Raw genomic sequence first — 20617 nt, forward strand, 5'->3', positions numbered from 1 at the left:
AGCCAGTCGGACCACCCCACGCCGCTCCCCGAGCTCGTCGAGGGGGCCTCAGGACAGACGTCGTCCGAGCGATCGCCCCGCCGCACGGCCGGAGAAGATGCACCCGCCGAGGAAGGTGCCCTCCAGGGCGTTGTGTCCGTGGACCCCGCCACCGCCGAAGCCCGCGACCTCGCCGGCCGCGTAGAGGCCGGGCACGGGCATGCCGCTGTCGTCGAGCACGCGGGACTCGAGGTCGGTCTGCAGCCCGCCCAGCGTCTTGCGCGACAGGATGTTCAGCCGGACGGCGATCAGCGGACCGTGCTCGGGGTCGAGGATCTTGTGCGGCTTGGCCACGCGCACGATCTTGTCGGTGCGCGAGCGCCGCGCGTTGTGCACGGCCATGAGCTGCAAGTCCTTGCTGAACGCGTTGTCGATCTCACGGTCCCGCTCCACCACCTGCTGCTCCAGCGTGGCGAGGTCGATCGTGGCCCCGCCGCGGCTCCTCGCGTTCATCCCCTCGACCAGCTCGGCCAGCGTGTGCGCGACGACGAAGTCCTCGCCGTGCTGCTTGAACTTCTCGACCGGCTCCGGTGCGCCCTTCGCGAGCCGCGTCTGGGCGAGGAACTTCAGGTCCTTGCCGGTGATGTCGGGGTTCTGCTCCGAGCCCGACAGCGCGAACTCCTTCTCGATGATCGACTGGGTGAGCACGAGCCAGGAGTAGTCGTGGCCCGTCGCCAGGATCTCCTTCATCGTGCCCATCGTGTCGAACCCCGGGAAGTTCGGCGCCGGGAGACGGTGCCCGGTCGCGTCGAACCAGAGCGACGACGGGCCGGGGATGATGCGGATGGCGTGGTCGGGCCAGATCGGGTCCCAGTTGTGCACGCCCTCGGTGTAGGCCCACATGCGGTCGCGGTTGACCACGCGTCCGCCGGCGGACTCGGTGATGGCGAGCATGCGGCCGTCCACGTGGGCGGGCACGCCGAGGATCATGTGCTCCGGCGCGGGCCCGAGGCGGTGGGTGGGCCAGGACTCCCGCATCAGGTCGCGGTTGTGGCCGATGCCGCCGGACGTGACCACCACGGCGGCGGCGCGCTCCTCGAACGTGCCGACCGGGGTGCGCGACGACGCGACGCCACGGTCGGACTCGTCCGGCTCCAGCTCGGTGCCGCGCACGCCGACCACCGATCCGCCCTCGACGACCAGGTCGTCGACCTGGCGGCGGAAGGCGAACCGCACCCGCCCGGCGCGCTCGGCTGCCAGCACGGGCTCGGCGAACACGCGCACGACCTCGGGACCGGTGCCCCACGTGAGGTGGAACCGCGGGACGGAGTTCCCGTGCCCGCTCGCGCTGCCGCTGCCGCGCTCGGCCCAGCCCACGATCGGCAGGACCTTGAGGCCGAGGTCGCGCAGGTACTGGCGCTTCTCGGTGGCCGCGAAGTGCACGTACGCCTCCGCCCAGCGTCGGCCCCAGGCGTCGTGCCCGGTCGCGTCGTCGGCCGGGCTCTCGAACGCTGCGGAGCCGAACCAGTCCTGCAGGGCGAGCTCGGGCGAGTCCTTGATGCCCATGCGCCGCTGCTCCGGGGAGTCGACGAGGAACAGCCCGCCGAGCGACCAGAAGGCCTGCCCGCCGAGGTTCGACCGGTTCTCCTGCTCGACGACCAGCACGCTGCGGCCGGCCAGCACCAGCTCGTGCGTCGCCACCAGCCCCGCCAGTCCGGCACCCACCACGATCACGTCAGGTTCGAAGCTCTTCTGGTCCACCCTCCGATCCTGCCAGGCCCCCCGATCACCGCACGTCCCGGCGATTCCCAGGTCGACCTGGGAATCTCCCGGTCCGCCCGGTTTCCCCACGTCTGCACGGGTTGCTTTCCGTGCAGACGTGGGAAAGCCGTGCAGCAGACCGGGGTCAGGCCTCGACCGGGTGCTCGGGCGGCGTCATGGCCCAGCGGATGGACCGGGTCACCACCTCGCCGCCCAGCCGGACGGCACTCGCCTCGGCCACCGGGAGCCAGGGCAGGCGAAGCGGCCAGCGCGACCAGCGCGGCATCAGCCCGACGCCGGCCGCGGCGAGCACGCCGTACGGGACGCGGATGGCCAGCGGCACGGGCGGGTGGACGAGCAGGTACCGCACGGTTCGTCGGGCCGCCTCGGTGCTCTCGAGCTCCGGCCGGAACGCCTCGAGGGCGGCCTCCAGCTCGGCGACCGACTCCGGGACGTCGCTCGCCCCGAGCTCGCGTGCCACCACGGCGGCCTCGCGGACGTAGGCGTCGCGCCCCTCGGCGTCCAGCGGCTGGTGTCCGTACCGGTCGTGGGCGCGCAGGAAGCTGTCGACCTCGGCCACGTGCACCCAGCGCAGCAGGTGCGGGTCCGAGGCCCGGTACGGCCGGCCGTCGGGTGCGACGCCCTCGATCGTGTCGTGCACGGCGCGCACCGCGCGGATGGCCCGCGCTGCGTCGGCGTCGGTGCCGAAGGTCGTGACCGCGAGGAAGCCGCTCGTGCGCTGGAGCCGGCCCCAAGGGTCGCCGCGGAAGCCGGAGTGCTGGTCGACCGCTGCCATCGCGAGCGGGTGCAGCGACTGCAGCAGCAGCGCACGGATGCCACCCACGAACATCGACGCGTCGCCGTGGACCGTCGCGATCGCGGAGTCGGGAGCGAATCGGCGCGGTCCGGGCGCGAACATGATCCGCTCGCGTCGGGCCGGCCCCTCGTCGCCCGCGACTCGCGCGAAGATCGTCGCTCCGAGGGTCGAGCGTGCAGAGGTCAGCGGCTTCATCGCTCCAGTGTCACCCGGGGTGCGGCGTTGCACCCGCCGACCGGAACGGCGGACCACTCGCGCGCGGCTTCCTCACGAAGACACGGAAAGCAATCCGAGCAGACGTGAGGAAGCCGTGCGTGGTCGGAGATTCCCAGGTCGACCTGGGAATCTCTCACCCGGTCAGGGGGTGGGGGTCGCGCGGCGGGCCCGCTGCTCGACGGGGTCTGGAACGGGGACGGCCGCGATGAGGCGGCGGGTGTAGTCCTGCTGCGGACGACGCAGCACGTCCTCGCGCGGGCCGACCTCGACGAGACGGCCGTGCTGGAGCACTGCCACGCGGTTCGCGAGGGAGTCGACCACGGCCAGGTCGTGGCTGATGAACAGGCACGCGAAGCCCACCCGCTGCTGCAGCTCGGCGAACAGCTCGAGCACCCGCGCCTGCACCGACACGTCCAGCGCCGACGTCGGCTCGTCCGCGATCAGCAGGTCGGGATCCAACGCGATGGCGCGGGCCAGGCTGATGCGCTGGCGCTGGCCACCGGACAGCTCGTGGCCGAACCGCGTCGCGTACGACGCGGGCAGCTCGACCGACTCCAGCAGCGACGCGACCTTCGCATCCACGTCGGCGGAGGACAGGTCGGTCTGCACCCGCAGCGGCTCGGCGATGCAGTCGCCGATGCTCATCCGGGGGTTGAGCGAGGCCGCCGGGTCCTGGAACACGAAGCCGAAGCGCGACCGCAGGGGCCGCAGCCGCGCGTCGGACAGTCCCGACACCGTGGTGCCCGACACCGAGATCGTCCCGCTCGTGGGCTGCTGCAGCCCGACCGCGGTGCGTCCGATCGTCGACTTCCCGGAACCCGACTCGCCCACCAGCCCGAGCACCTCGCCCCGACGCACCTGCAGCGACACGTGGTCGACCGCGGTGAACGCCGGTTGCCCGAGACGCCCGGGGAACTCGACGACCAGGTCGTCGACGTCGAGCACGGCGTCGGCCTCCTCGGACACGAGCGACGGACCGTCCTCGCGGCCGAGGTGCGGCACCGCGTCGAGCAGGGCCCGGGTGTAGGGGTGCCGCGGGGCCGCGAACAGCCGGTCGACAGGTGCGGTCTCGACCAGCCGACCGCGGTACATGACCACCACGCGGTCGGCCACGTCGGCGACGACTCCCATGTTGTGGGTGATGAGCACGATCGCGGTGCCCAGCCGGTCGCGCAGGCTGAGCAGCAGGTCGAGGATCTGCGCCTGCACGGTCACGTCGAGCGCGGTCGTGGGCTCGTCGGCCACGATCACGTCGGGGTCGCACGAGATGGCCATCGCGATGACGACGCGCTGCTTCTGCCCGCCCGAGAGCTGGTGCGGGTAGTAGTCGACACGCTGCTCGGGGTCGGGCAGGCCCACCATCTCGAGCAGCTCGACGGCCCGCGCGCGGGCGGCCTTGGCGCTGACGTCGCGGTGGGCGCGGATGCCCTGGACGATCTGCCAGCCGACGGTGCGCACGGGGTCGAGGGCGGTGGACGGCTCCTGGAACACCATGGACACCTCGTCACCGCGGATGGGCCGCAGCTCCTTGGCGCTGCGCCCGACCAGCTCCCGCTCCGTGCCCACAGGGGCCGTCCCGCCACGCGACGGGTCCTGCCCCGACCGCAGGATCGCCGATCCCGAGACCGTCGCCGTCGACGGCAGCAGTCCCAGCACCGCACGCGCGGTGACGGACTTGCCCGACCCGGACTCGCCGACCACGGCCAGCACCTCGCCCGGCGCGACGTCGAACGACAGGCCGCGCACGGCACGCACGGCTCCACCGTCGGTCGCGAACGAGACGGTGAGGTCCCCCAGCGAGAGGACCGCTGCCCTGCGGACGTCGTCGGGCACCTCCTCGACGCCGCCGCTGGCGTCGAGCTCGGCCAAGGCCTGCTCGTCCAGCTCGATCTCGGACTCGGTGGCTCCGGATCCGCCGTCACCACCGCGCGTGCGCAGCAGCGGGTTGAGCACGTCGTTGAGGCTCTCGCCCACGAGCGTCACGCCCAGCACGACCAGCACGATCGCCAGGCCGGGGAACACGCCCGTCCACCAGATGCCATTCGTGGCGTCGGGCAGCGCCTTGTTGAGGTCGTAGCCCCACTCCGCGGCAGCGGACGGCTCGATGCCGAAGCCCAGGAACCCCAGGCCGGCGAGGGTGAGGATCGCCTCGGAGGCGTTGAGGGTGCCGATGATCGGCAGGTTCTGCGCGACGTTGCTGAACACGTGCTTGAACATGATGCGCGGCGTCCGCACGCCCACCACGCGCGCGGCGTCGACGTACGGCTCGGTCTTCACCGACAACGTGGCGTTGCGGATCACCCGGAAGTACTGGGGCACGAAGATCACGGTGATCGAGATGGCGGCCGACATGATGCCGCCGAACGCCCCGCTCGACCCGCCCGACAGCACGATCGAGACGACGATCGCGAGCAGCAGCGACGGGAAGGCGTAGAGCGCGTCCATCACGAGCACGAGCACGCGGTCGAGCCAGCCACCGAGGTAGCCCGAGACCAGACCGAGCGGCACGCCGACGAGGCTCGACAGCACCACGGCCAGCGCGATGACGATGACCGCGGTGCGGGTGCCGTAGACGACGCGCGAGAACACGTCGGTGCCGCCGACGTTGGTGCCGAACCAGTGCGCGGCCGACGGTGCCTGCTGCGTGCCGAACACGACGCCGTCGGCACCGCGGTCGTCGTTGAAGCCGTACGGCGCGATCCACGGCGCGAGCACGGCGACGACGATGAACGCGATCACGATCGCGAAGCCGAGGAGCAGCATGAAGCGCTGCAGGCCGTGGCTCTGCCGCACCACACCGGGCACGAGGTTCCTCGCCCGCGCCATCAGAACCGCACCCTCGGGTCGACGAGCGCCACGATGACGTCGATGAGGAAGCTGGCCAGGCAGACCACGAGCGCGATGAGCGTGACGATGCCCTGCACGGCCAGGAAGTCTCGCGCCTTCAGGTACTCGGCGAGCATGTAGCCGATGCCCTTCCACTCGAAGGTGGTCTCGGTGAGCACGGCGCCGGCCAGCAGCATGGCGATCTGCATGCCCATGACGGTGACGACGGGCACGAGGGCGTTGCGGAACGCGACCTTGCGCACCACACGACCCTCGGAGATCCCTCGGGCGCGGGCCGCGGTCACGTACTCGGCGCGCAGCGTCTGCAGCAGGTTGATGCGCACGAGACGCAGGAACACGCCTCCGGTCAGCAGACCCAGGGCCAGCGCCGGCAGCAGCGCGTACTGGAGGACCTCGAGCACGTAGCCCGGGTCACCCCACAAGATGGCGTCGACGAGCAGGATGTTCGTCCGGGGCCTCACGTCCTGCAGGGTGAGCAGCGTGGTCGTGGAGGCCCGACCGGACGACGGCCAGCCGAACGGCGTGAACGCCAGCTTGAGCAGCAGGCCGACGAAGAACACCGGCGCCGCGTAGGCGACGATCGCGAACAGCCGCAGGGTCACGTCGGGCAGGCGGTCGCGGTACCGGGCGGCGAGCCGGCCGAGCGGGATGCCGATCGCGAAGGCCACCACCAGGGCGTAGAGGGTGAGCTCGAGGGTCGCCGCGCCGTTGACCTTGAGGATCTGCGAGATCGGCTGGTTGTCGGTGAGCGTGGTGCCGAAGTCGCCGCGCACCAGACCCGACACGTACTCCCAGTACTGCACGAGCATGGGTCGGTCGAGGCCGGCGTCGGCCTTGCGCTGGGCGATCTGGTCGGGGGTCAGGCGTCCGCCCTGGGCTGCGGTGATCGGGTCGCCGATCACCCGCAGCAGCACGAACACGAGGGTGACGAGCACCCAGATCATCGGCACCACGAGGGCCAGACGCACCAGCAGGTAGCGCGCCAGGGGCGGCAGCCCCCGGCGGCGAGCGGGCGCGGGCCCCGATGACGGGGTGGCGGGCGGCTCGCCTGCGGCGAGCACCTCGGCGGAAGACATGGGACTCCTCGGGGAGTGGGGTCGTGCAGGGACGTGCGGTGTCACAGGGTCGGCGTCACGGTGCTCGTGTCACCGGGGAGGGGCACGCGGAAGGGGGTGGGCCCGACCGAGGTCACGGTCCGGCCCACCCCTCCGTCTGCGTCAGCCCTTCGAGAGCGACGAGAACCGGAACTTGAACGCCGCGTCGAGCGTGTCGTCCACGCCCTCGACGTCGTCGCCGGCCACGGCCACCTGGGCACCCGTCAGCAGCGGCAGGATCGGCACCTGCTGGGCGACCCGCTCCTGGACCTGCGCGAGCGTCTTCTCACGCTCGGCCTCGTCGGCCTGGGTCCGCTCGGTGTCGAGCAGCTTGGTCGTCGTGTCGTCCTCGTAGTGGGACTGCAGGAAGTTGTTCGGCGCGAAGAACGGCGTCAGGTAGTTGTCCGGGTCCGGGAAGTCCGGGAACCAGCCCAGCTGGTACATCGGGTAGGCGTCCTTCACCCGCTCCTCGGAGTAGGTGTTCCACTCGGTGGACTGCAGGTCCACCGTGAAGAGCTTCGTGGCCTCCAGCTGCCGCTTGACCATGGCGTACTCCTGGTCGGAGTTGGAGCCGTAGTGGTCCGGGTTGTACTGCAGCTTGAGGTCGACGGGCGTGTCCACGCCGGCGTCGTCGAGGAACTTCTTGGCCTTGGCCGCGTCGGGCTTCTCGCCGTAGAGTTCCTTGAACGGCTCCGTGGCGCCGGGCTGACCGTCGGGGACGGCCGAGTAGGCCGGCGTGAACGTGCCCTTGTAGACCTGCTCCGACAGCTCGGCGCGGTCGATCGAGCTGGCCATGGCCTGGCGGATCGCCGTCTTCTGCTCGTCGTCGTCGCCGGGCATCGTCTTGAGGTTGAACACGATGTAGCGCAGCTCGCCACCGTCGCCCTGGTGCACCTCCACGCCGTCGGCCTTCTCCAGGCTGGCGATGTCGGTGGGGGTGAGCGAGCGCCACGCCACGTCGATCTTGCCGTTCTGGACGTCGAGCTTGAGGTTGTTGGAGTCCGAGTAGTAGGTCAGGGTGACCGCGTCGTTCTCGGGCTCGCCGTAGGCGCCGTCGTACTTCTCGTTCTTGGTGAACTCGGCGAGCTCGTTCTTCGTGTACGACCCGATCGTGTACGGACCGGAGAAGCCCTGGGCCTTCACGGCGGCGTCGTCGTCGAGCACCTTGTCGGCGGGGTAGGTCTCCTCGTCGACGATCGGTCCGGCCGAGGTCACGAGCACCTGCGGGAACGTCACGTCGTTGGGGGCCGCGAGGGTGAACACGACGGTCTTGTCGTCGCGCGCCTCCACGCCCTTCATGGCCCCCAGCAGCGACGCCGGACCGTTCGGGTCGTTGATGTCGACGATCCGCTTGAACGAGAACGCCACGTCGGAGGCGGTCAGCTCGTTGCCGTTGGCGAACGTCAGTCCGTCCTTCATGGTGCAGACGTACTCGGTCGGCGTCTCGAAGTCGCAGCTCTCGGCGGCGTCGGGCGTGAGCTCGGTGCTGCCCGCCGGGAAGTTCAGCAGGTACTGGTAGGCCTGGGTCTGGATCTGCGTCGAGCCGTTGTCGTAGGCACCGGCCGGGTCGATCGAGACGACCTTGTCGGTGGTGCCGACGAGGATGCCGGCCTTCGTGTCGCCTGAGTTGCCTGCGCCGCAGGCGGCCAGGGTGACCCCGGCCAGTGTCGTCGCAGCGAGGACCGCTGCCCCCCGATGGATGTGCATGCGCTGCCTTCCTGAGCAGGTGTGCCACGCGCGATGGTTGCGCGGATCATGGACTTCTCGGCACGCTAGTGGTGGCTCGCGCCCGCTGGAAGGGCGCGCAGGTTGCGTTTCGATGACGACGCGGTCGGTGCGCGCGGCCTCGCGTCATGACCGGGCGGCTGGGGACTCTCGCAGACATGTGTCCATCAGGTTCGGCTCAACCCCCTCCGTGGGAGCGGCCACAGCACTATCCTCCCTCGGGAGGGAGTCGTCGATGAAGAAGAGCGGAGTGGGGTCGGAGCGTCAGAGCAGTCTGCTCGACGCTGTCGTCGCGCTGTCCCAGGACCTCTCCCTCGACAACGTCCTCCAGCGCATCGTCGACTCTGCCAGCGAGCTCGTCGGCGCAACCTACGGCTTCCTCGGCGTGCTCGACGGTCGCTCCTCGCACCGCCTCGGCACGTTCGCCGTGCACGGGCTCGACGCCGAGCACCAGGACATGATCGGCCGCCTCCCGCAGGGCCAGGGCCTGCTCGGGCTGGTGATCGACCGGCCCGAGCCGCTGCGGGTCAACGACCTCAAGAACCATCCCGAGAGCGCGGGGTTCCCGCGACTCCACCCCGACATGACGTCGTTCCTCGGCGTGCCGATCCGCGTCCACGACCAGGTGTTCGGCAACCTCTACCTCACCGACAAGCAGGGTGACGGCGGGTTCACGCCGGAGGACGAGGAGGTCGCGGTCGCGATCGCGTCGGCCGCGGGCGTCGTCATCGAGAACGCCCGGCTGTTCGAGCAGAGCGAGCAGCAGCGTCGGTGGCTGCGCGCCACCTCCGAGGTCGCCACGGCGTTGCTGCGCCCCATCTCCCGCCAGGCCGCCAGCCAGCTCATCGTCGAGCGGGTCCGCGACGTCGCCGGCGCCGGGGCTGCTGCCCTCGTCGTGCCCGACGACGACGGGCCGTTCGTAGTCACGGCCGCGGTGGGCATCGAGCCCGACCCGGTGGGAATCCGTCCCGACATCCCGTTCCTGCGCGAGGTCGTCCGGTCGGGGCAGGCGGTGGTCATCACCGACGCCCTCCACGACGAGCGCATCGACGACGACACGCTGGCCGCGCTCCCGGGGCTGCAGACGGTGCAGGCGCACCCGTTGCACTTCGAGGAGGGCACGGCGGTCCTCGTCATCGGGTGGTTCTCCGAGCAGATGTCGTCCACGTGGGCCCTCGACCCCGAGCTGCCGAACGGCTTCACCCAGCAGGCGGCCCTGGTCATGCAGGTGGTGCGGGCCCGCGAGACCCAGGCCAAGCTGGCGATCTTCGAGGACCGCGACCGCATCGGCCGCGACCTGCACGACCTGGTGATCCAGCGCCTGTTCGCCATCGGCCTCTCGCTCGACAGCGCCTCGGCCTCGGTCCCGCCGGCGGTCGGGGCTCGACTGTCCGACGCCGTCGACGGGCTCGACCAGACCATCAAGGAGATCCGTCGCACGATCTTCGACCTCAGCTCTCCCACGGTGCCGGCCAACCTGCGGCTCGAGATCGACGCCATCGTCGGCGAGGCCGAGCGGATGCTCGGCTACCGCCCGACGGTGGAGACCATCGGACCGGTCGAGAGCGTGGTGCCCGACATGGCGGCCGAGCAGCTGGCGGCCGTGCTCAAGGAGATCCTGTCGAACGTCGTGCGGCACTCCCACGCCGGTGAGGTCGCCATCGAGCTCGACGTCACCGACGACATCGTGCTCACCGTGACCGATGATGGACTCGGGCTCGATCCCGACCAGCCGTTCGGCAACGGACTGCGCAACATGAGGCACCGCGCCCAGAACCTGGGCGGCAGCTGCGAGTTCCTGGAGCCGTCGCACGGCGGCCTCCAGGTCCGCTGGAGCGTCCCGAAGTCGATGCCGTGATCCCCGCCAACGAAGGAACCCCCACATGAGCGAGTCCGTACGGATCTTCCTGCTCGACGACCACGAGATCGTCCGACGCGGCATCCGCGACCTCCTGGAGGCGCAGGACGGCCTGTCGGTCGTCGGCGAGGCCGGCACCGTCGGCGAGGCGCTCGAGCTCATCCCGACGCTGCTGCCCGACGTGGCGGTGCTCGACGCGCGCCTTCCCGACGGGTCGGGCATCGAGGTGTGCCGCGACGTCCGGGCCGCGCACCCGGAGGTCAACGTCATCATCCTGACGTCGTTCGACGACGACGAGGCGCTGTTCTCCGCCATCATGGCCGGCGCCGCCGGCTACGCGCTCAAGCAGATCCGCGGCAACGACCTCGTCGACGCCGTCCGCCGGGTGGCCGACGGCCAGTCGCTGCTCGACCCCGCGGTCACCGCCCAGGTCCTCGACCGGATCCGCAACGCGCCCGCGCCGAAGGACCCGCTCGCCGAGCTGACGGCACAGGAGCGCCGTATCCTCAGCCTCATCGGCCAGGGCATGACCAACCGCCAGATCGCCACCGAGATGTACCTCGCCGAGAAGACGGTCAAGAACTACGTCTCCCAGCTGCTCTCCAAGCTGGGCCTGCAGCGCCGCACCCAGGCCGCGGTGCTCGCCGAGAAGCACCGCCTCTCCGGGGACTGACCCCTCCCTTCGGCCGGCTGGGCTTCCTCCTGGCCTGCGGCTGCGGTCGCTGGCTGGGTCTCGTCCTGCGGCCGCGTCTCCTGGCGGGGCTTCGGCTCGCTGCTGCGCTGCTCCGGCCGGGTCTCGGCTCGGTCTCCGAAAGGGGCCTCGACCGGCGGATGGGCTCCCTCTCGGCCGAGCTCCGGTGCCGCGGGCTGGTCCTGGGCCGTCGGAGGTAGGTCTCGCACCGAACCAGGTCGTCAGAGGTAGGTGACGCACCGAACCGGGCCGTCAGAGGTAGGTGACGCACCCCAAACGACTCGGATGCGGTGCGTCACCTACCTCCCACTGCCCAAGACGGGTGAGAGGTAGGTAGCGCGCGGAATCGGAGCGTCAGAGGTAGGTGGCCCGCGGAATCGGAGCGTCAAAGGCAGGTGGCCCGCGGTATGGAGGTCTGTATCCGCGCGCCACCTACCTTCGCCCGGCGAATAACGCGCGCCACCTACCTCCCACTGCCTCAACCGACGCACGACGAGGCAACGAGACGGTGAGCACGCCCCGAAAGCATCATTGACGTCCCCGCGCCCCGAGAACCCAGGCCGAGCACGCACCCCACCGCCGGTCGAGGCCCTTTCGGAGCGCAGGTCGACGCGGAGCCGCGGCAGCGCAGCCGCAGGACGAGACCCAGTCGAGCCAGCGCAGTCGCAGGACATGACGAACGCACGCCACCCACCCCCCGCCCACGTCACACCCGGACTCCCCCGCCCTTCGAGGACGCCCACTACCCTGGGGGCATGGACCTGAACCAGTCGCTCGCCGCGTTCGACCCCGACGTCGCGCGTCTCCTCGACGCCGAGCTGGAGCGCCAGCAGACGACGCTCGAGATGATCGCCTCGGAGAACTTCGCCCCCGTCGCCGCCCTGCAGGCGCAGGGCAGCGTGCTCACCAACAAGTACGCCGAGGGCTACCCGGGCAAGCGGTACTACGGCGGCTGCGAGGTCGTCGACGAGGTCGAGCAGATCGCGATCGACCGGCTGAAGCAGCTGTTCGACGCGGACTACGCGAACGTCCAGCCGCACTCGGGCGCCAGCGCCAATGCCGCCGTGCTGCACGCGATCGCCCGCGCGGGCGACACGATCATGGGTCTGGACCTCGCCAACGGCGGCCACCTGACGCACGGCATGAAGATCAACTTCTCCGGCCGGCTGTACGAGGTCGTCCCGTACCACGTCGACGACGCCGGTCTGGTCGACATGGACGAGGTCCGCAGCCTCGCCCGCGAGCACTCGCCCAAGGTCATCATCGCCGGCTGGTCGGCCTACCCCCGTCAGCTCGACTTCGCCGCGTTCCGCGAGATCGCCGACGAGGTGGGTGCCTACCTGTGGGTCGACATGGCGCACTTCGCGGGCCTGGTCGCGGCCGGCCTGCACCCGTCGCCGCTGCCGCACGCGCACGTCGTCTCGAGCACCACGCACAAGACGCTCGGTGGTCCCCGCGGCGGCGTGATCCTGTCCAACGACCCCGAGCTGGTCAAGAAGCTCCAGTCCGCGGTGTTCCCCGGCCAGCAGGGCGGCCCGCTCGAGCACGTCATCGCCGCCAAGGCCGTCGCCTTCAAGATGGCGCTCGAGCCCGACTTCAAGGATCGCCAGCAGCGCACCATCGAGGGCGCACAGATCCTGGCCGAGCGGCTGCTCGCCGACGACGCCCGTGAGGCCGGCGTGCAGGTGCTGTCCGGCGGCACCGACGTCCACCTCGTGCTGGTGGACCTGCGCGACAGCGAGCTCGACGGCCAGCAGGCCGAGGACCGGCTCCACGAGGTCGGTATCACGGTCAACCGCAATGCGGTCCCGAACGACCCGCGGCCGCCGATGATCACGTCGGGACTGCGCATCGGCACGCCCGCACTCGCCACCCGCGGGTTCGGTGCCGAGGAGTTCCGTGAGGTCGCCGACGTCATCGCCGAGGCGCTCAAGCCGGGCGACATCGACGTCGAGGGTCTGCGCAAGCGGGTCACGACGCTTGCGGAGCGGTTCCCGCTCTACCCGCACCTCACGCCCTTCACCTCCTGATCGTGACGTCCGCGGCCAGGCCGTCCACCGCGCGGCTGTGGCTGCGGCTCACGCCGTTGCACCTGTTCGCGCTGGTGGCGCTGGCGGCGTGCGTGGCGGGCGGGTTCTGGCAGCTCGGCGCGTACGAGTCGCGCCAGGGTGAGGCGGCGCGCGAGTCCGCCGCTGCGGCGCCGGCTCCCATCGTCGACGTATGGGGGCTGGGCCAGCCGTTCCGGACCAACCTGCAGGACCGGCGCGTGACCGTCGAAGGACGGTTCGGGCCGGTGGACGAGCAGTTCTGGGTGCGGGGCGAGATGACGCGAGGCGACGTGTGGCTCGTCGCCCCCTTCGTCGTCGACGGCTCCGACGGCGCGCTCCTGGTGGTGCGCGGACGCGCCGATCCGTCGGCCGAGCGGGACGCCGCCATCCCGGCGGTCCCCGAGGGTCGCCAGCAGCTGTCGGTGGTGCTGCAGCCCAGCCAGGGCGGCGGGTCGCCCCTCGGTCGCGAACGCACGACGACGGCGATCACCACGCCCTCGTTGCTGAACGAGCTGCCCTACCGGCTCTGGTCCGGCTACGGGCTCCTGGACACGCCCGCGCCCGACGGTGCGCTGGCGCAGGGTTGGACCCCCGTGGAACCGCCCGACCCCGACGTCTCCTGGACGGTGGGCCTGAAGAACCTCGCCTACGCCCTCCAGTGGTGGGTGTTCGGCCTGTTCGCCGTGGTCATGTGGTGGCGGATGTGTCGCGACCAGGTCGACGAGGCACGCGCCCGCCACGGCGCCGCACCACCGGAGCGACCCGCCGACCGACCCGACGACCAGCCCGCCGATAACCTGGCCCCGTGAGTCGCATCGCTGTCGCCTACCGCATCCTCGCCTGGGTCGTGGGCGTGAACCTGCTCGTCGTGTTCGCCGGATTCTTCGGCAAGATCCTCACCGAGCCCGGCTCGTGGTGGCGCCGCAACCAGGACGTCTTCCTGGTCATCGACCAGGTCCACGGGTTCCTCTTCATGGTGCTTCTCGTGCTCATCGCCCTGCTGTCGAGCCGTCACCGCTGGAAGCCGGTGTTCACCGTCACGACGATGCTCCTGGCCACGGTGCCCTTCGTGAGCTTCTGGGCCGAGCGTCGCACCACGCGGGTGCTGCGCGCGGAGGCCGACGCCCCCGGCGCCGCCTGACGCGACGGCTCAGCGACCGGAGAAGGTCGCCTTGCCGGGCCCGTTCTCCAGGAACGAGGCCATCCCGTGCTGCAGGTCCTCGGTCTCGAACAGCTCCGACGCGATGCGCGTGGTGGCCGCGACGGCACCGGGCACGCCCGACGACTCGTGCACCCGCAGGATCCGCTTGGCGGCGCCGAAGGCCCGCGTGGGGCCGACGGCCACCTGCCGCACGACGTCGAGGACCGCGTCGTCGAAGCCCTCGACGGGCAGCACCCGGTTGACCACGTTCCAGCGCTCGAAGGTGGCGGCGTCGAAGAGCTCGCCCGTGAAGACGACCTCCTTCGCCCGGGCCACGCCGGCCCGCTGGGCCAGGCGCTGCGTGCCGCCCATCGTGGGGGTCAGGCCGATCACGCGCTCGACGAGCCCGAACTTCGCCTTCTCGCTCGCGAGGACGATGTCGCAGGCCAGCGCCACCTCGAGGGCCCACGTGAGGGTGAGGGCGTGCGCCGCGAAGAAGGTGGGCACGTCGAGGGCGGCGATCCGCTCGGGCAGCTCGAGCATCCGGTCGTAGAGCGCCTTGGTGTCGGCCTGCGAGGTGCGGGCGTGGAACTGGGCCACGTCGACGCCGCCGGAGACGAGCTTGCCCTCGGCGCGCACCAGCAGCGCGCGCGGCGGGTCCGCCTCGACCTCGTCGAGCGCCACGTCGAACGCGTCGTGCAGCTCCAGGGAGTACAGGTTGACCGGCGGCGCGCTGAAGGTCAGGACGGCTATCCCGTCGACCCGGGTCACCGCGACCCGCAGGTCGGAGCCCGCGGCGGCGCTCATCGGGCGTCGCCGGCCGGGTCGTAGACCCCACCCCGGTCGGCCGTCAGGTTGCGGGCGACCACGACGCCCGCCGCCAGGGCGAGCAGGGCCAGGACCAGGCGCAGGGGGTGCTCTCGCATGGGCTCACCGTAGCGGGCGTACCGACGGCATGCGGTGCGGAGCGTCGCCGCGCCTCTCTTGAGGCCGCGTGGAAGGATGGAAGGGTCCCGCCCCGCACGACCAGAAGAGGAACGACGTGTCTTCCCCCCTGAGCGCCACCTTCAAGACCAACCACGGCGACGTGGTCATCCGTCTGTTCCCCGACCACGCCCCCAAGACGGTGGAGAACTTCGTCGGTCTGGCCGAGGGCACCAAGGAGTGGCTCGACCCGGCCACCGGCCAGGTCGCCACCCGCCCGTTCTTCGACGGACTCACCTTCCACCGGATCATCAGCAACTTCATGATCCAGGGCGGCGACCCGCTCGGCACCGGCACCGGCGGTCCCGGCTACACGTTCGAGGACGAGTTCCACCCCGACCTGCGCTTCGACAAGCCGTACCTGCTCGCCATGGCCAACGCCGGGCCCGGCACCAACGGCTCGCAGTTCTTCATCACCGTGGTGCCCACCGACTGGCTCAACCGCAAGCACACGATCTTCGGCGAGGTCGACGGCGAGGCGAGCCAGAAGGTCATCGACGCCATCGTGGCCGTGCCGACCGACGGCTTCGACCGTCCGGTCGACCCCGTGGTCATCGAGAAGGTCACGATCGACCGCGGCTGACCCGTGGACGAACCGCGCGCCGACGGCGCGCAGCGGTGCTACCGGCATCCTGACCGCGAGGCGTACATCTCGTGCCAGCGGTGCGAGCGGCCGATCTGCCCCGACGACATGCGCGACGCGTCGGTCGGCTTCCAGTGCCCGGAGTGCGTGAACAAGGGCGCCAAGGCCGTCCGCGCTCCGCGCACGGTCGCCGGCGGCGCGGTGCAGACGCGCGAGGGCATCGTGTCGATGACGCTCATCGTCGTCAACGTCACCCTGTACGTGCTGCAGATGGCCACCGGTGACCTGCGCAGCGAGCTGTACCAGCAGGGCACCATGTGGCCGTTCGGCGTGGCCGAGGGGCAGTACTGGCGGCTCCTGACCTCGGCGTTCCTGCACCTGTCGGTGCTGCACATCGCCTTCAACATGTACGCGCTGTACCTGTTCGGGCCGTTCGTGGAGCGCGCCCTCGGCACAGTGCGGTTCATCGCCGCGTACGTGACGACGGCGGTCGTCTCGGGCGTGTTCGTCATGTGGCTGTCGAACCCGCTCGGCGGCACCGCCGGCGCCTCGGGAGCGGTCTTCGGCCTCTTCGGCATGGCCCTGGTGCTGCTGCTCAAGGCCCGTCAGGACGTGCGCGGCCTGCTCGTGCTGCTGGCGATCAACGGGGCGATCAGCTTCACCGGCAACATCAGCTGGCAGGGCCACCTCGGTGGTCTCGTGGCGGGCTGCCTGCTCGGTCTCGTCTTCGCGTACGCCCCGCGCGAGCGCCGCACCCTCGTGCAGGTGCTCGCCTTCTCCGGGCTGTGGATCGCGGTCGTGGTGGGCGTGGTCGTCCGCTCCGCAGCGCTCACCGGGTAGTCGAATCACACCCGTGTAGTTCTCCCCAGGTTTGCCCACAGCTGTGAACAACACCGGTGTCATTCGTGCACAGGGCCGTCCACACCTGTGCACGAAGCCGGTTCGCTCCCCGAGCCTGTCGAGGGGCAGGCCCGGTCCGCTCCCGACGTCGTCGAGGGGCACGGCCTGTCCCACGATTTCGGATACCGTTAGTATCTGACCATGACGATCTTCGCTCCGGGCACTCGTGTGCTCGTCACCGGTGCCGCCTCCGGTCTCGGCCTCGCCCTCGTGACCCAGCTGGCCGAACGTGGCTGCCGGGTGCTCGCGACCGACGTGCACGACGACGTCCCAGCTCCCGTGCAGTCCATCGCCGAGGCCGGACCCGGCACGGTGGAGTACCGGCGGCTCGACGTCACCTCCGACGTCGACTGGCAGACGGTCCGCGACCACGTCGTCGAGACCTGGGACGGCCTCGACGTGCTGTTCAACAACGCCGGCGTCGCGGCAGGTGGCCGCATCGAGCTGTCCGAGATGGACCAGTGGCAGTGGATCGTCGACATCAACCTGCTCGGCGTCGTGCGGGGCTGCCGCACCTTCGTGCCGGTCTTCAAGCAGCAGGGTGGCACCGCGGCCATCGTCAACACCGCCTCGGCCGCCGGACTGATCCACCCGCCGCGCATGAGCGAGTACAACGCCGTCAAGGCGGGGGTCGTGGCCCTCAGCGAGACGCTGTTCCACGAGCTCAAGCCGTACGGGATCGCCGTGAGCGTCGTCTGCCCGACCTTCTTCAAGACCAACCTGACCGCCTCCATGCGCGGCAAGGACGAGTCGGCGCAGGCCTCTGCGGCCAAGCTGATCGACGGATCGAAGCGCACCGCGGCCGACATCGCCACGGTCGTCCTCGCCGACGTGGAGAAGGGTCGCCACATCGTGCTGACCGACCGGGAGGGCAGGATCGCCTACACCGCGAAGCGCTTCCTGCGTCCGCTGTACTACCGCGAGATGGCCAAGGCGGCCACCCGCATGGCCCGGAAGGACTGACGTGCGCACCAACGTCCTCATCACCGGGGCCAGCTCGGGCCTCGGCGCCGAGATGGCCCGCCAGCTCGCCGCCCAGGGCCACCACCTCGCCCTGACCGCGCGGCGCGTGGACCGCCTCGAGGCCCTCGCCGCCGAGATCACTGCGGCGCACCCGGAGGTGCGGGTGGTCGTGCACGCGCTCGACGTGAACGACCACGACCAGGTCTTCGCCGTCTTCAAGTCCGCCATCGGCGACCTGGGCGGGCTCGACCGCGTGATCGTCAACGCCGGCCTCGGCAAGGGCGGACGCATCGGCACCGGGATGTTCGCGGCCAACAAGGAGACCGCCGAGACGAACTTCATCGCCGCGATGGCCCAGTGCGAGGCCGCGATGGAGCACTTCTACGAGCGCAAGGCCGGCCACCTGGTGGTCATCTCGTCGATGTCGGCCATGCGCGGCATGCCGTCGTCGATGACCTCCTACGCCGCCACGAAGGCCGGCATCGCCCACCTGGCCGAGGGGATCCGCATGGACCTCGTCGGGCGCAAGGGTGTCGACATCGCCGTGACCACGCTGTTCCCCGGCTACATCGCCTCGGAGATGAACGAGCAGGTCGAGCAGGAGCAGAAGCTCATGGTCGACACCGAGACGGGCGTGCGCTCGATGGTCAAGGCCATCCAGAAGGAGGTCGACACCGCGGCCACGCCGGGCTGGCCCTGGGCGGCGGTCGGCCAGGTCATGAAGCACGCCCCGCGCGGGATCGTGCGCAAGCTCGTCTGACGGGGTTGGGGCCATGACCGTTAATGTGATATCACTTTCATAGCACTCCGGACGACCCGGGGAGCTGGGAGGAGAGCATCATGAGCGCACCCGTCGTCCCCGAGCCCGCCTCGGCCGTCGAGACGCCGCTGGCCGACGAGAAGCCGACCATCGCCGAGCGCGAGGCCTGGAGCACCGGAGGAGCCACGATCGCCATCGCGTCGATCGTCGGGTTCCTCGTCGGCGTCGGCCTGGTGGTGCTCGCTGCGGTCCAGGAGTCGATCCCCCTGATCGTCGTCGGCGTGCTGCTCGCCCTCGTCGCGTTCGCGGCGTCCTGCGGGCTCACGCTCGTGGCGCCCAACGAGGCGCGCGTGCTGCAGATCCTCGGCGGCTCCTACACCGGCACCGTCCGCACGGAGGGTCTGCGCTGGGTGAACCCGCTGACCGGCCGCACGAAGATCTCCACCCGCATCCGCAACCACGAGACCGGCACGGCCAAGGTGAACGACGCCGACGGCAACCCGATCGAGATCTCGGCGATCGTCGTGTGGCGGGTCGAGGACACCGCGCGCGCCAGCTTCGAGGTCGACGACTTCGTGGAGTTCGTGGCCATCCAGACCGAGGCGGCCGTGCGCCACATCGCCGGCAGCTACCCCTACGACGCCGCCGGCAGGCTCTCGCTGCGCGAGAACGCCGACGAGATCACCGGCCGGCTGTCCGAGGAGGTCGACGAGCGGGTCCGGTCCGCCGGCGTCCGGATCGTGGAATCACGGATCAACCGTCTGTCCTACGCCCCCGAGATCGCCCAGGCGATGCTGCGTCGTCAGCAGGCCGGCGCCATCGTGGCCGCGCGCCAGGAGATCGTCGAGGGTGCCGTGGGCATGGTCGAGTCCGCGCTGGAGCGGCTCGAGTCCAAGGACTTCGTGCAGCTCGACGAGGAGCGCAAGGCCGCCATGGTGAGCAACCTGCTCGTCGTGCTGTGCGGCGACCGCGACGCCCAGCCCGTGGTCAACACCGGTTCGTTGTACTCCTGAGAGGGTGACCTCGACCATGTCCGCGACCCTGTGAGCCCGACACCGTGAACCCGTCCCGATGAGCACCGAGCGCAAGAAGCTGCTGCTGCGGCTGGACCCGCAGGTCCACGACGCCCTCGCCCGCTGGGCGTCGGACGACCTGCGGAGCACGAATGCGCAGATCGAGTACCTGCTGCGCGGGGCGCTGAAGGACGCCGGGCGGATGCCGAAGGGTGCCGCGGCCCCGCGCCGTCCCGGCCGTCCGCCGAAGGACGACTGACGTCCTTCCGACACGGGGTCACGGCACAGCGACGGACGCGCCCACGGCGGCCTCGAGGGGAGTCGCGGCGATGCCGAGCCGCTCGACGCTCGCCTGCTCGTCGACGAGCAGCGGCTCGGTGAAGAGGTAGGACATCGCGGCCATGGCCCGCATGTCCGCGCTGACCGGGGCGAGCGACCTCAGCACCCAGGCGGGTACAGGACGCACGCGGGCCGACGTGTGCCCGGCCGCCACGGCGTACGCCGTGGCCAGCTCGCGCTGGGTGGCGTGGACGACGGGGGCGAGGACGACCCGGTCGGGCGTGGCCGGCAGCTCGGCGGCGGCGATCATCGCCGACGCCAGGTCGGGCAGGTAGGTCCACGCGTGGGGGAGGTCGACCCGACCGAGCGGGCGGACCGTGCGTCCTTCCGCCGCCGGCCTCCTCACGCGGTCGCCGCCGTGCGCCATGGACGCCCCCGGACCGTAGAAGTCCGACGCCACCACGCTCGTGGTCCGCGCCGAGGACGCTGCTCGACGCGCGAGCAGCTCGGCACGGATGCGTCCCATCGAGGATCGGGGAGCGACGCGGGGATCGTCGCCGAGGACGGCCGACGTGTTGAAGGCGTACACGCTCTCCGGATAGACGACGTGCACGTCGTGCCGCGCCGCTGCCGCGAGGACCCCGGCCTCCAGGGGGTACAGCTCGCGCTCCCACACGTCGGGCCGGTAGGCCGAGGCGTGCAGGCACAGGTGCACGACGTCGACGTCGGCGAACGCGCGGTCGAGGTCCGCGGGATCGGTGGCGTCGAGCCGGACGCGCTCGACGAGCGGGTGCTCGGGGCCGGAGCCGGAACGGGTGCCGACACGGACGGACTCGCCGCGACGGGCGAGCTGAAGAGCGACGTGGGGGCCGACCTGGCCGGCTCCGATGACGAGGGTGCGCATGATGTCTCCTGGTTGTCCGAAACGAGAGCAGTGCTCTCTGTTGTGTTCAGAGTG

Annotated in this window: 19 protein-coding genes; 11 read left to right on the plus strand and 8 right to left on the minus strand. The window is 70.8% G+C overall.

The window, feature by feature from the left end; translation table 11 throughout:
* Positions 1-48: 48 nt before the first annotated feature.
* The 5 genes from NBW76_RS02485 to NBW76_RS02505 form a co-directional block, all read right to left on the minus strand.
* On the minus strand, positions 49-1740 hold the full coding sequence (locus NBW76_RS02485; protein WP_056556819.1) for an FAD-binding dehydrogenase: 1692 nt from the start codon (positions 1738-1740) through the stop codon (positions 49-51).
* 145 nt (positions 1741-1885) lie between these two features.
* Positions 1886-2752 (minus strand): oxygenase MpaB family protein, encoded by an 867-nt coding sequence (locus NBW76_RS02490; RefSeq protein ID WP_055962519.1) that lies wholly within the window; start codon positions 2750-2752, stop codon positions 1886-1888.
* A 162-nt stretch (positions 2753-2914) separates the two neighbouring features.
* Complete coding sequence (locus tag NBW76_RS16925) at positions 2915-5599, minus strand: dipeptide ABC transporter ATP-binding protein (protein WP_082482069.1); 2685 nt, start codon at positions 5597-5599, stop codon at positions 2915-2917.
* Positions 5599-6696, minus strand: coding sequence for an ABC transporter permease (locus NBW76_RS02500; protein WP_082482068.1), 1098 nt, complete (start codon positions 6694-6696; stop codon positions 5599-5601). The genes NBW76_RS16925 and NBW76_RS02500 overlap by 1 nt, the downstream gene beginning before the upstream one ends.
* Positions 6697-6837: 141 nt before the next feature.
* The gene (locus tag NBW76_RS02505) at positions 6838-8421 is read right to left on the minus strand and encodes an ABC transporter substrate-binding protein (protein WP_056556815.1); all 1584 of its coding nucleotides are present in this window, start codon (positions 8419-8421) and stop codon (positions 6838-6840) included.
* A gap of 253 nt (positions 8422-8674) precedes the next feature.
* Between NBW76_RS02505 and NBW76_RS02510 the strand changes: the two genes are divergently transcribed.
* From NBW76_RS02510 to NBW76_RS02530, 5 genes are all read left to right on the plus strand, one after another.
* A complete protein-coding gene (locus NBW76_RS02510) occupies positions 8675-10297 on the plus strand; it encodes a GAF domain-containing protein (RefSeq protein WP_056556812.1) in 1623 nt (540 codons plus the stop codon).
* A gap of 25 nt (positions 10298-10322) precedes the next feature.
* Complete coding sequence (locus tag NBW76_RS02515) at positions 10323-10970, plus strand: response regulator transcription factor (RefSeq protein ID WP_056556809.1); 648 nt, start codon at positions 10323-10325, stop codon at positions 10968-10970.
* Positions 10971-11743: 773 nt separating this feature from the next.
* Positions 11744-13018, plus strand: a complete 1275-nt coding sequence (glyA, locus tag NBW76_RS02520; RefSeq protein WP_055962529.1) for a serine hydroxymethyltransferase — start codon at positions 11744-11746, stop codon at positions 13016-13018.
* Between the two features lie 2 nt (positions 13019-13020).
* A complete protein-coding gene (locus NBW76_RS02525; protein ID WP_056556806.1) occupies positions 13021-13845 on the plus strand; it encodes an SURF1 family protein in 825 nt (274 codons plus the stop codon).
* Entirely contained in the window at positions 13842-14177 is a 336-nt protein-coding gene (locus tag NBW76_RS02530; RefSeq protein ID WP_056556803.1) for a DUF3817 domain-containing protein, read from the plus strand. Before NBW76_RS02525 ends, NBW76_RS02530 begins: the two co-directional genes overlap by 4 nt.
* A gap of 9 nt (positions 14178-14186) precedes the next feature.
* On the opposite strand, the gene NBW76_RS02535 is transcribed toward NBW76_RS02530, so the two are convergent.
* Both NBW76_RS02535 and NBW76_RS16855 read right to left on the minus strand, forming a co-directional pair.
* The gene (locus NBW76_RS02535; RefSeq protein WP_056556800.1) at positions 14187-14984 is read right to left on the minus strand and encodes an enoyl-CoA hydratase/isomerase family protein; all 798 of its coding nucleotides are present in this window, start codon (positions 14982-14984) and stop codon (positions 14187-14189) included.
* The gene (locus NBW76_RS16855; protein ID WP_255353803.1) at positions 14981-15103 is read right to left on the minus strand and encodes a hypothetical protein; all 123 of its coding nucleotides are present in this window, start codon (positions 15101-15103) and stop codon (positions 14981-14983) included. Before NBW76_RS16855 ends, NBW76_RS02535 begins: the two co-directional genes overlap by 4 nt.
* A gap of 116 nt (positions 15104-15219) precedes the next feature.
* Here NBW76_RS16855 and NBW76_RS02540 point away from each other — a divergent pair, with 116 nt between their 5' ends.
* The 6 genes from NBW76_RS02540 to NBW76_RS02565 all read left to right on the plus strand — a co-directional run bounded on the left by NBW76_RS02540 (position 15220) and on the right by NBW76_RS02565 (position 19639).
* Positions 15220-15744 (plus strand): peptidylprolyl isomerase, encoded by a 525-nt coding sequence (locus tag NBW76_RS02540; protein WP_055966091.1) that lies wholly within the window; start codon positions 15220-15222, stop codon positions 15742-15744.
* Between the two features lie 3 nt (positions 15745-15747).
* Entirely contained in the window at positions 15748-16584 is an 837-nt protein-coding gene (locus tag NBW76_RS02545; RefSeq protein WP_056556797.1) for a rhomboid family intramembrane serine protease, read from the plus strand.
* A gap of 201 nt (positions 16585-16785) precedes the next feature.
* Positions 16786-17607 (plus strand): SDR family NAD(P)-dependent oxidoreductase, encoded by an 822-nt coding sequence (locus tag NBW76_RS02550; protein ID WP_056556793.1) that lies wholly within the window; start codon positions 16786-16788, stop codon positions 17605-17607.
* Between the two features lies 1 nt (position 17608).
* Positions 17609-18367, plus strand: coding sequence for an SDR family oxidoreductase (locus NBW76_RS02555; protein WP_082482066.1), 759 nt, complete (start codon positions 17609-17611; stop codon positions 18365-18367).
* 80 nt (positions 18368-18447) lie between these two features.
* On the plus strand, positions 18448-19380 hold the full coding sequence (locus NBW76_RS02560) for an SPFH domain-containing protein (protein WP_082482065.1): 933 nt from the start codon (positions 18448-18450) through the stop codon (positions 19378-19380).
* A gap of 58 nt (positions 19381-19438) precedes the next feature.
* The gene (locus tag NBW76_RS02565; RefSeq protein WP_055962552.1) at positions 19439-19639 is read left to right on the plus strand and encodes a hypothetical protein; all 201 of its coding nucleotides are present in this window, start codon (positions 19439-19441) and stop codon (positions 19637-19639) included.
* An 18-nt stretch (positions 19640-19657) separates the two neighbouring features.
* On the opposite strand, the gene NBW76_RS02570 is transcribed toward NBW76_RS02565, so the two are convergent.
* Positions 19658-20563, minus strand: coding sequence for an NAD-dependent epimerase/dehydratase family protein (locus NBW76_RS02570; RefSeq protein WP_056556790.1), 906 nt, complete (start codon positions 20561-20563; stop codon positions 19658-19660).
* Positions 20564-20617: the final 54 nt, after the last annotated feature.

The sequence above is a fragment of the Aeromicrobium sp. Leaf245 genome, assembly GCF_942548115.1.
In the GTDB taxonomy this organism is placed as follows: Bacteria; Actinomycetota; Actinomycetes; order Propionibacteriales; family Nocardioidaceae; genus Aeromicrobium.

What these genes read in the sequence shown, in the direction of transcription:
- NBW76_RS02490 (WP_055962519.1), bottom strand. Translation starts at nt 2,752, where the DNA reads ATGAAGCCGCTGACCTCTGCACGCTCGACCCTCGGAGCGACGATCTTC.
- NBW76_RS16925 (WP_082482069.1), bottom strand. Translation starts at nt 5,599, where the DNA reads ATGGCGCGGGCGAGGAACCTCGTGCCCGGTGTGGTGCGGCAGAGCCAC.
- NBW76_RS02500 (WP_082482068.1), bottom strand. Translation starts at nt 6,696, where the DNA reads ATGTCTTCCGCCGAGGTGCTCGCCGCAGGCGAGCCGCCCGCCACCCCG.
- NBW76_RS02505 (WP_056556815.1), bottom strand. Translation starts at nt 8,421, where the DNA reads ATGCACATCCATCGGGGGGCAGCGGTCCTCGCTGCGACGACACTGGCC.
- NBW76_RS02510 (WP_056556812.1), top strand. Translation starts at nt 8,675, where the DNA reads ATGAAGAAGAGCGGAGTGGGGTCGGAGCGTCAGAGCAGTCTGCTCGAC.
- NBW76_RS02515 (WP_056556809.1), top strand. Translation starts at nt 10,323, where the DNA reads ATGAGCGAGTCCGTACGGATCTTCCTGCTCGACGACCACGAGATCGTC.
- glyA (WP_055962529.1), top strand. Translation starts at nt 11,744, where the DNA reads ATGGACCTGAACCAGTCGCTCGCCGCGTTCGACCCCGACGTCGCGCGT.
- NBW76_RS02535 (WP_056556800.1), bottom strand. Translation starts at nt 14,984, where the DNA reads ATGAGCGCCGCCGCGGGCTCCGACCTGCGGGTCGCGGTGACCCGGGTC.
- NBW76_RS16855 (WP_255353803.1), bottom strand. Translation starts at nt 15,103, where the DNA reads ATGCGAGAGCACCCCCTGCGCCTGGTCCTGGCCCTGCTCGCCCTGGCG.
- NBW76_RS02550 (WP_056556793.1), top strand. Translation starts at nt 16,786, where the DNA reads ATGACGATCTTCGCTCCGGGCACTCGTGTGCTCGTCACCGGTGCCGCC.
- NBW76_RS02560 (WP_082482065.1), top strand. Translation starts at nt 18,448, where the DNA reads ATGAGCGCACCCGTCGTCCCCGAGCCCGCCTCGGCCGTCGAGACGCCG.
- NBW76_RS02565 (WP_055962552.1), top strand. Translation starts at nt 19,439, where the DNA reads ATGAGCACCGAGCGCAAGAAGCTGCTGCTGCGGCTGGACCCGCAGGTC.
- NBW76_RS02570 (WP_056556790.1), bottom strand. Translation starts at nt 20,563, where the DNA reads ATGCGCACCCTCGTCATCGGAGCCGGCCAGGTCGGCCCCCACGTCGCT.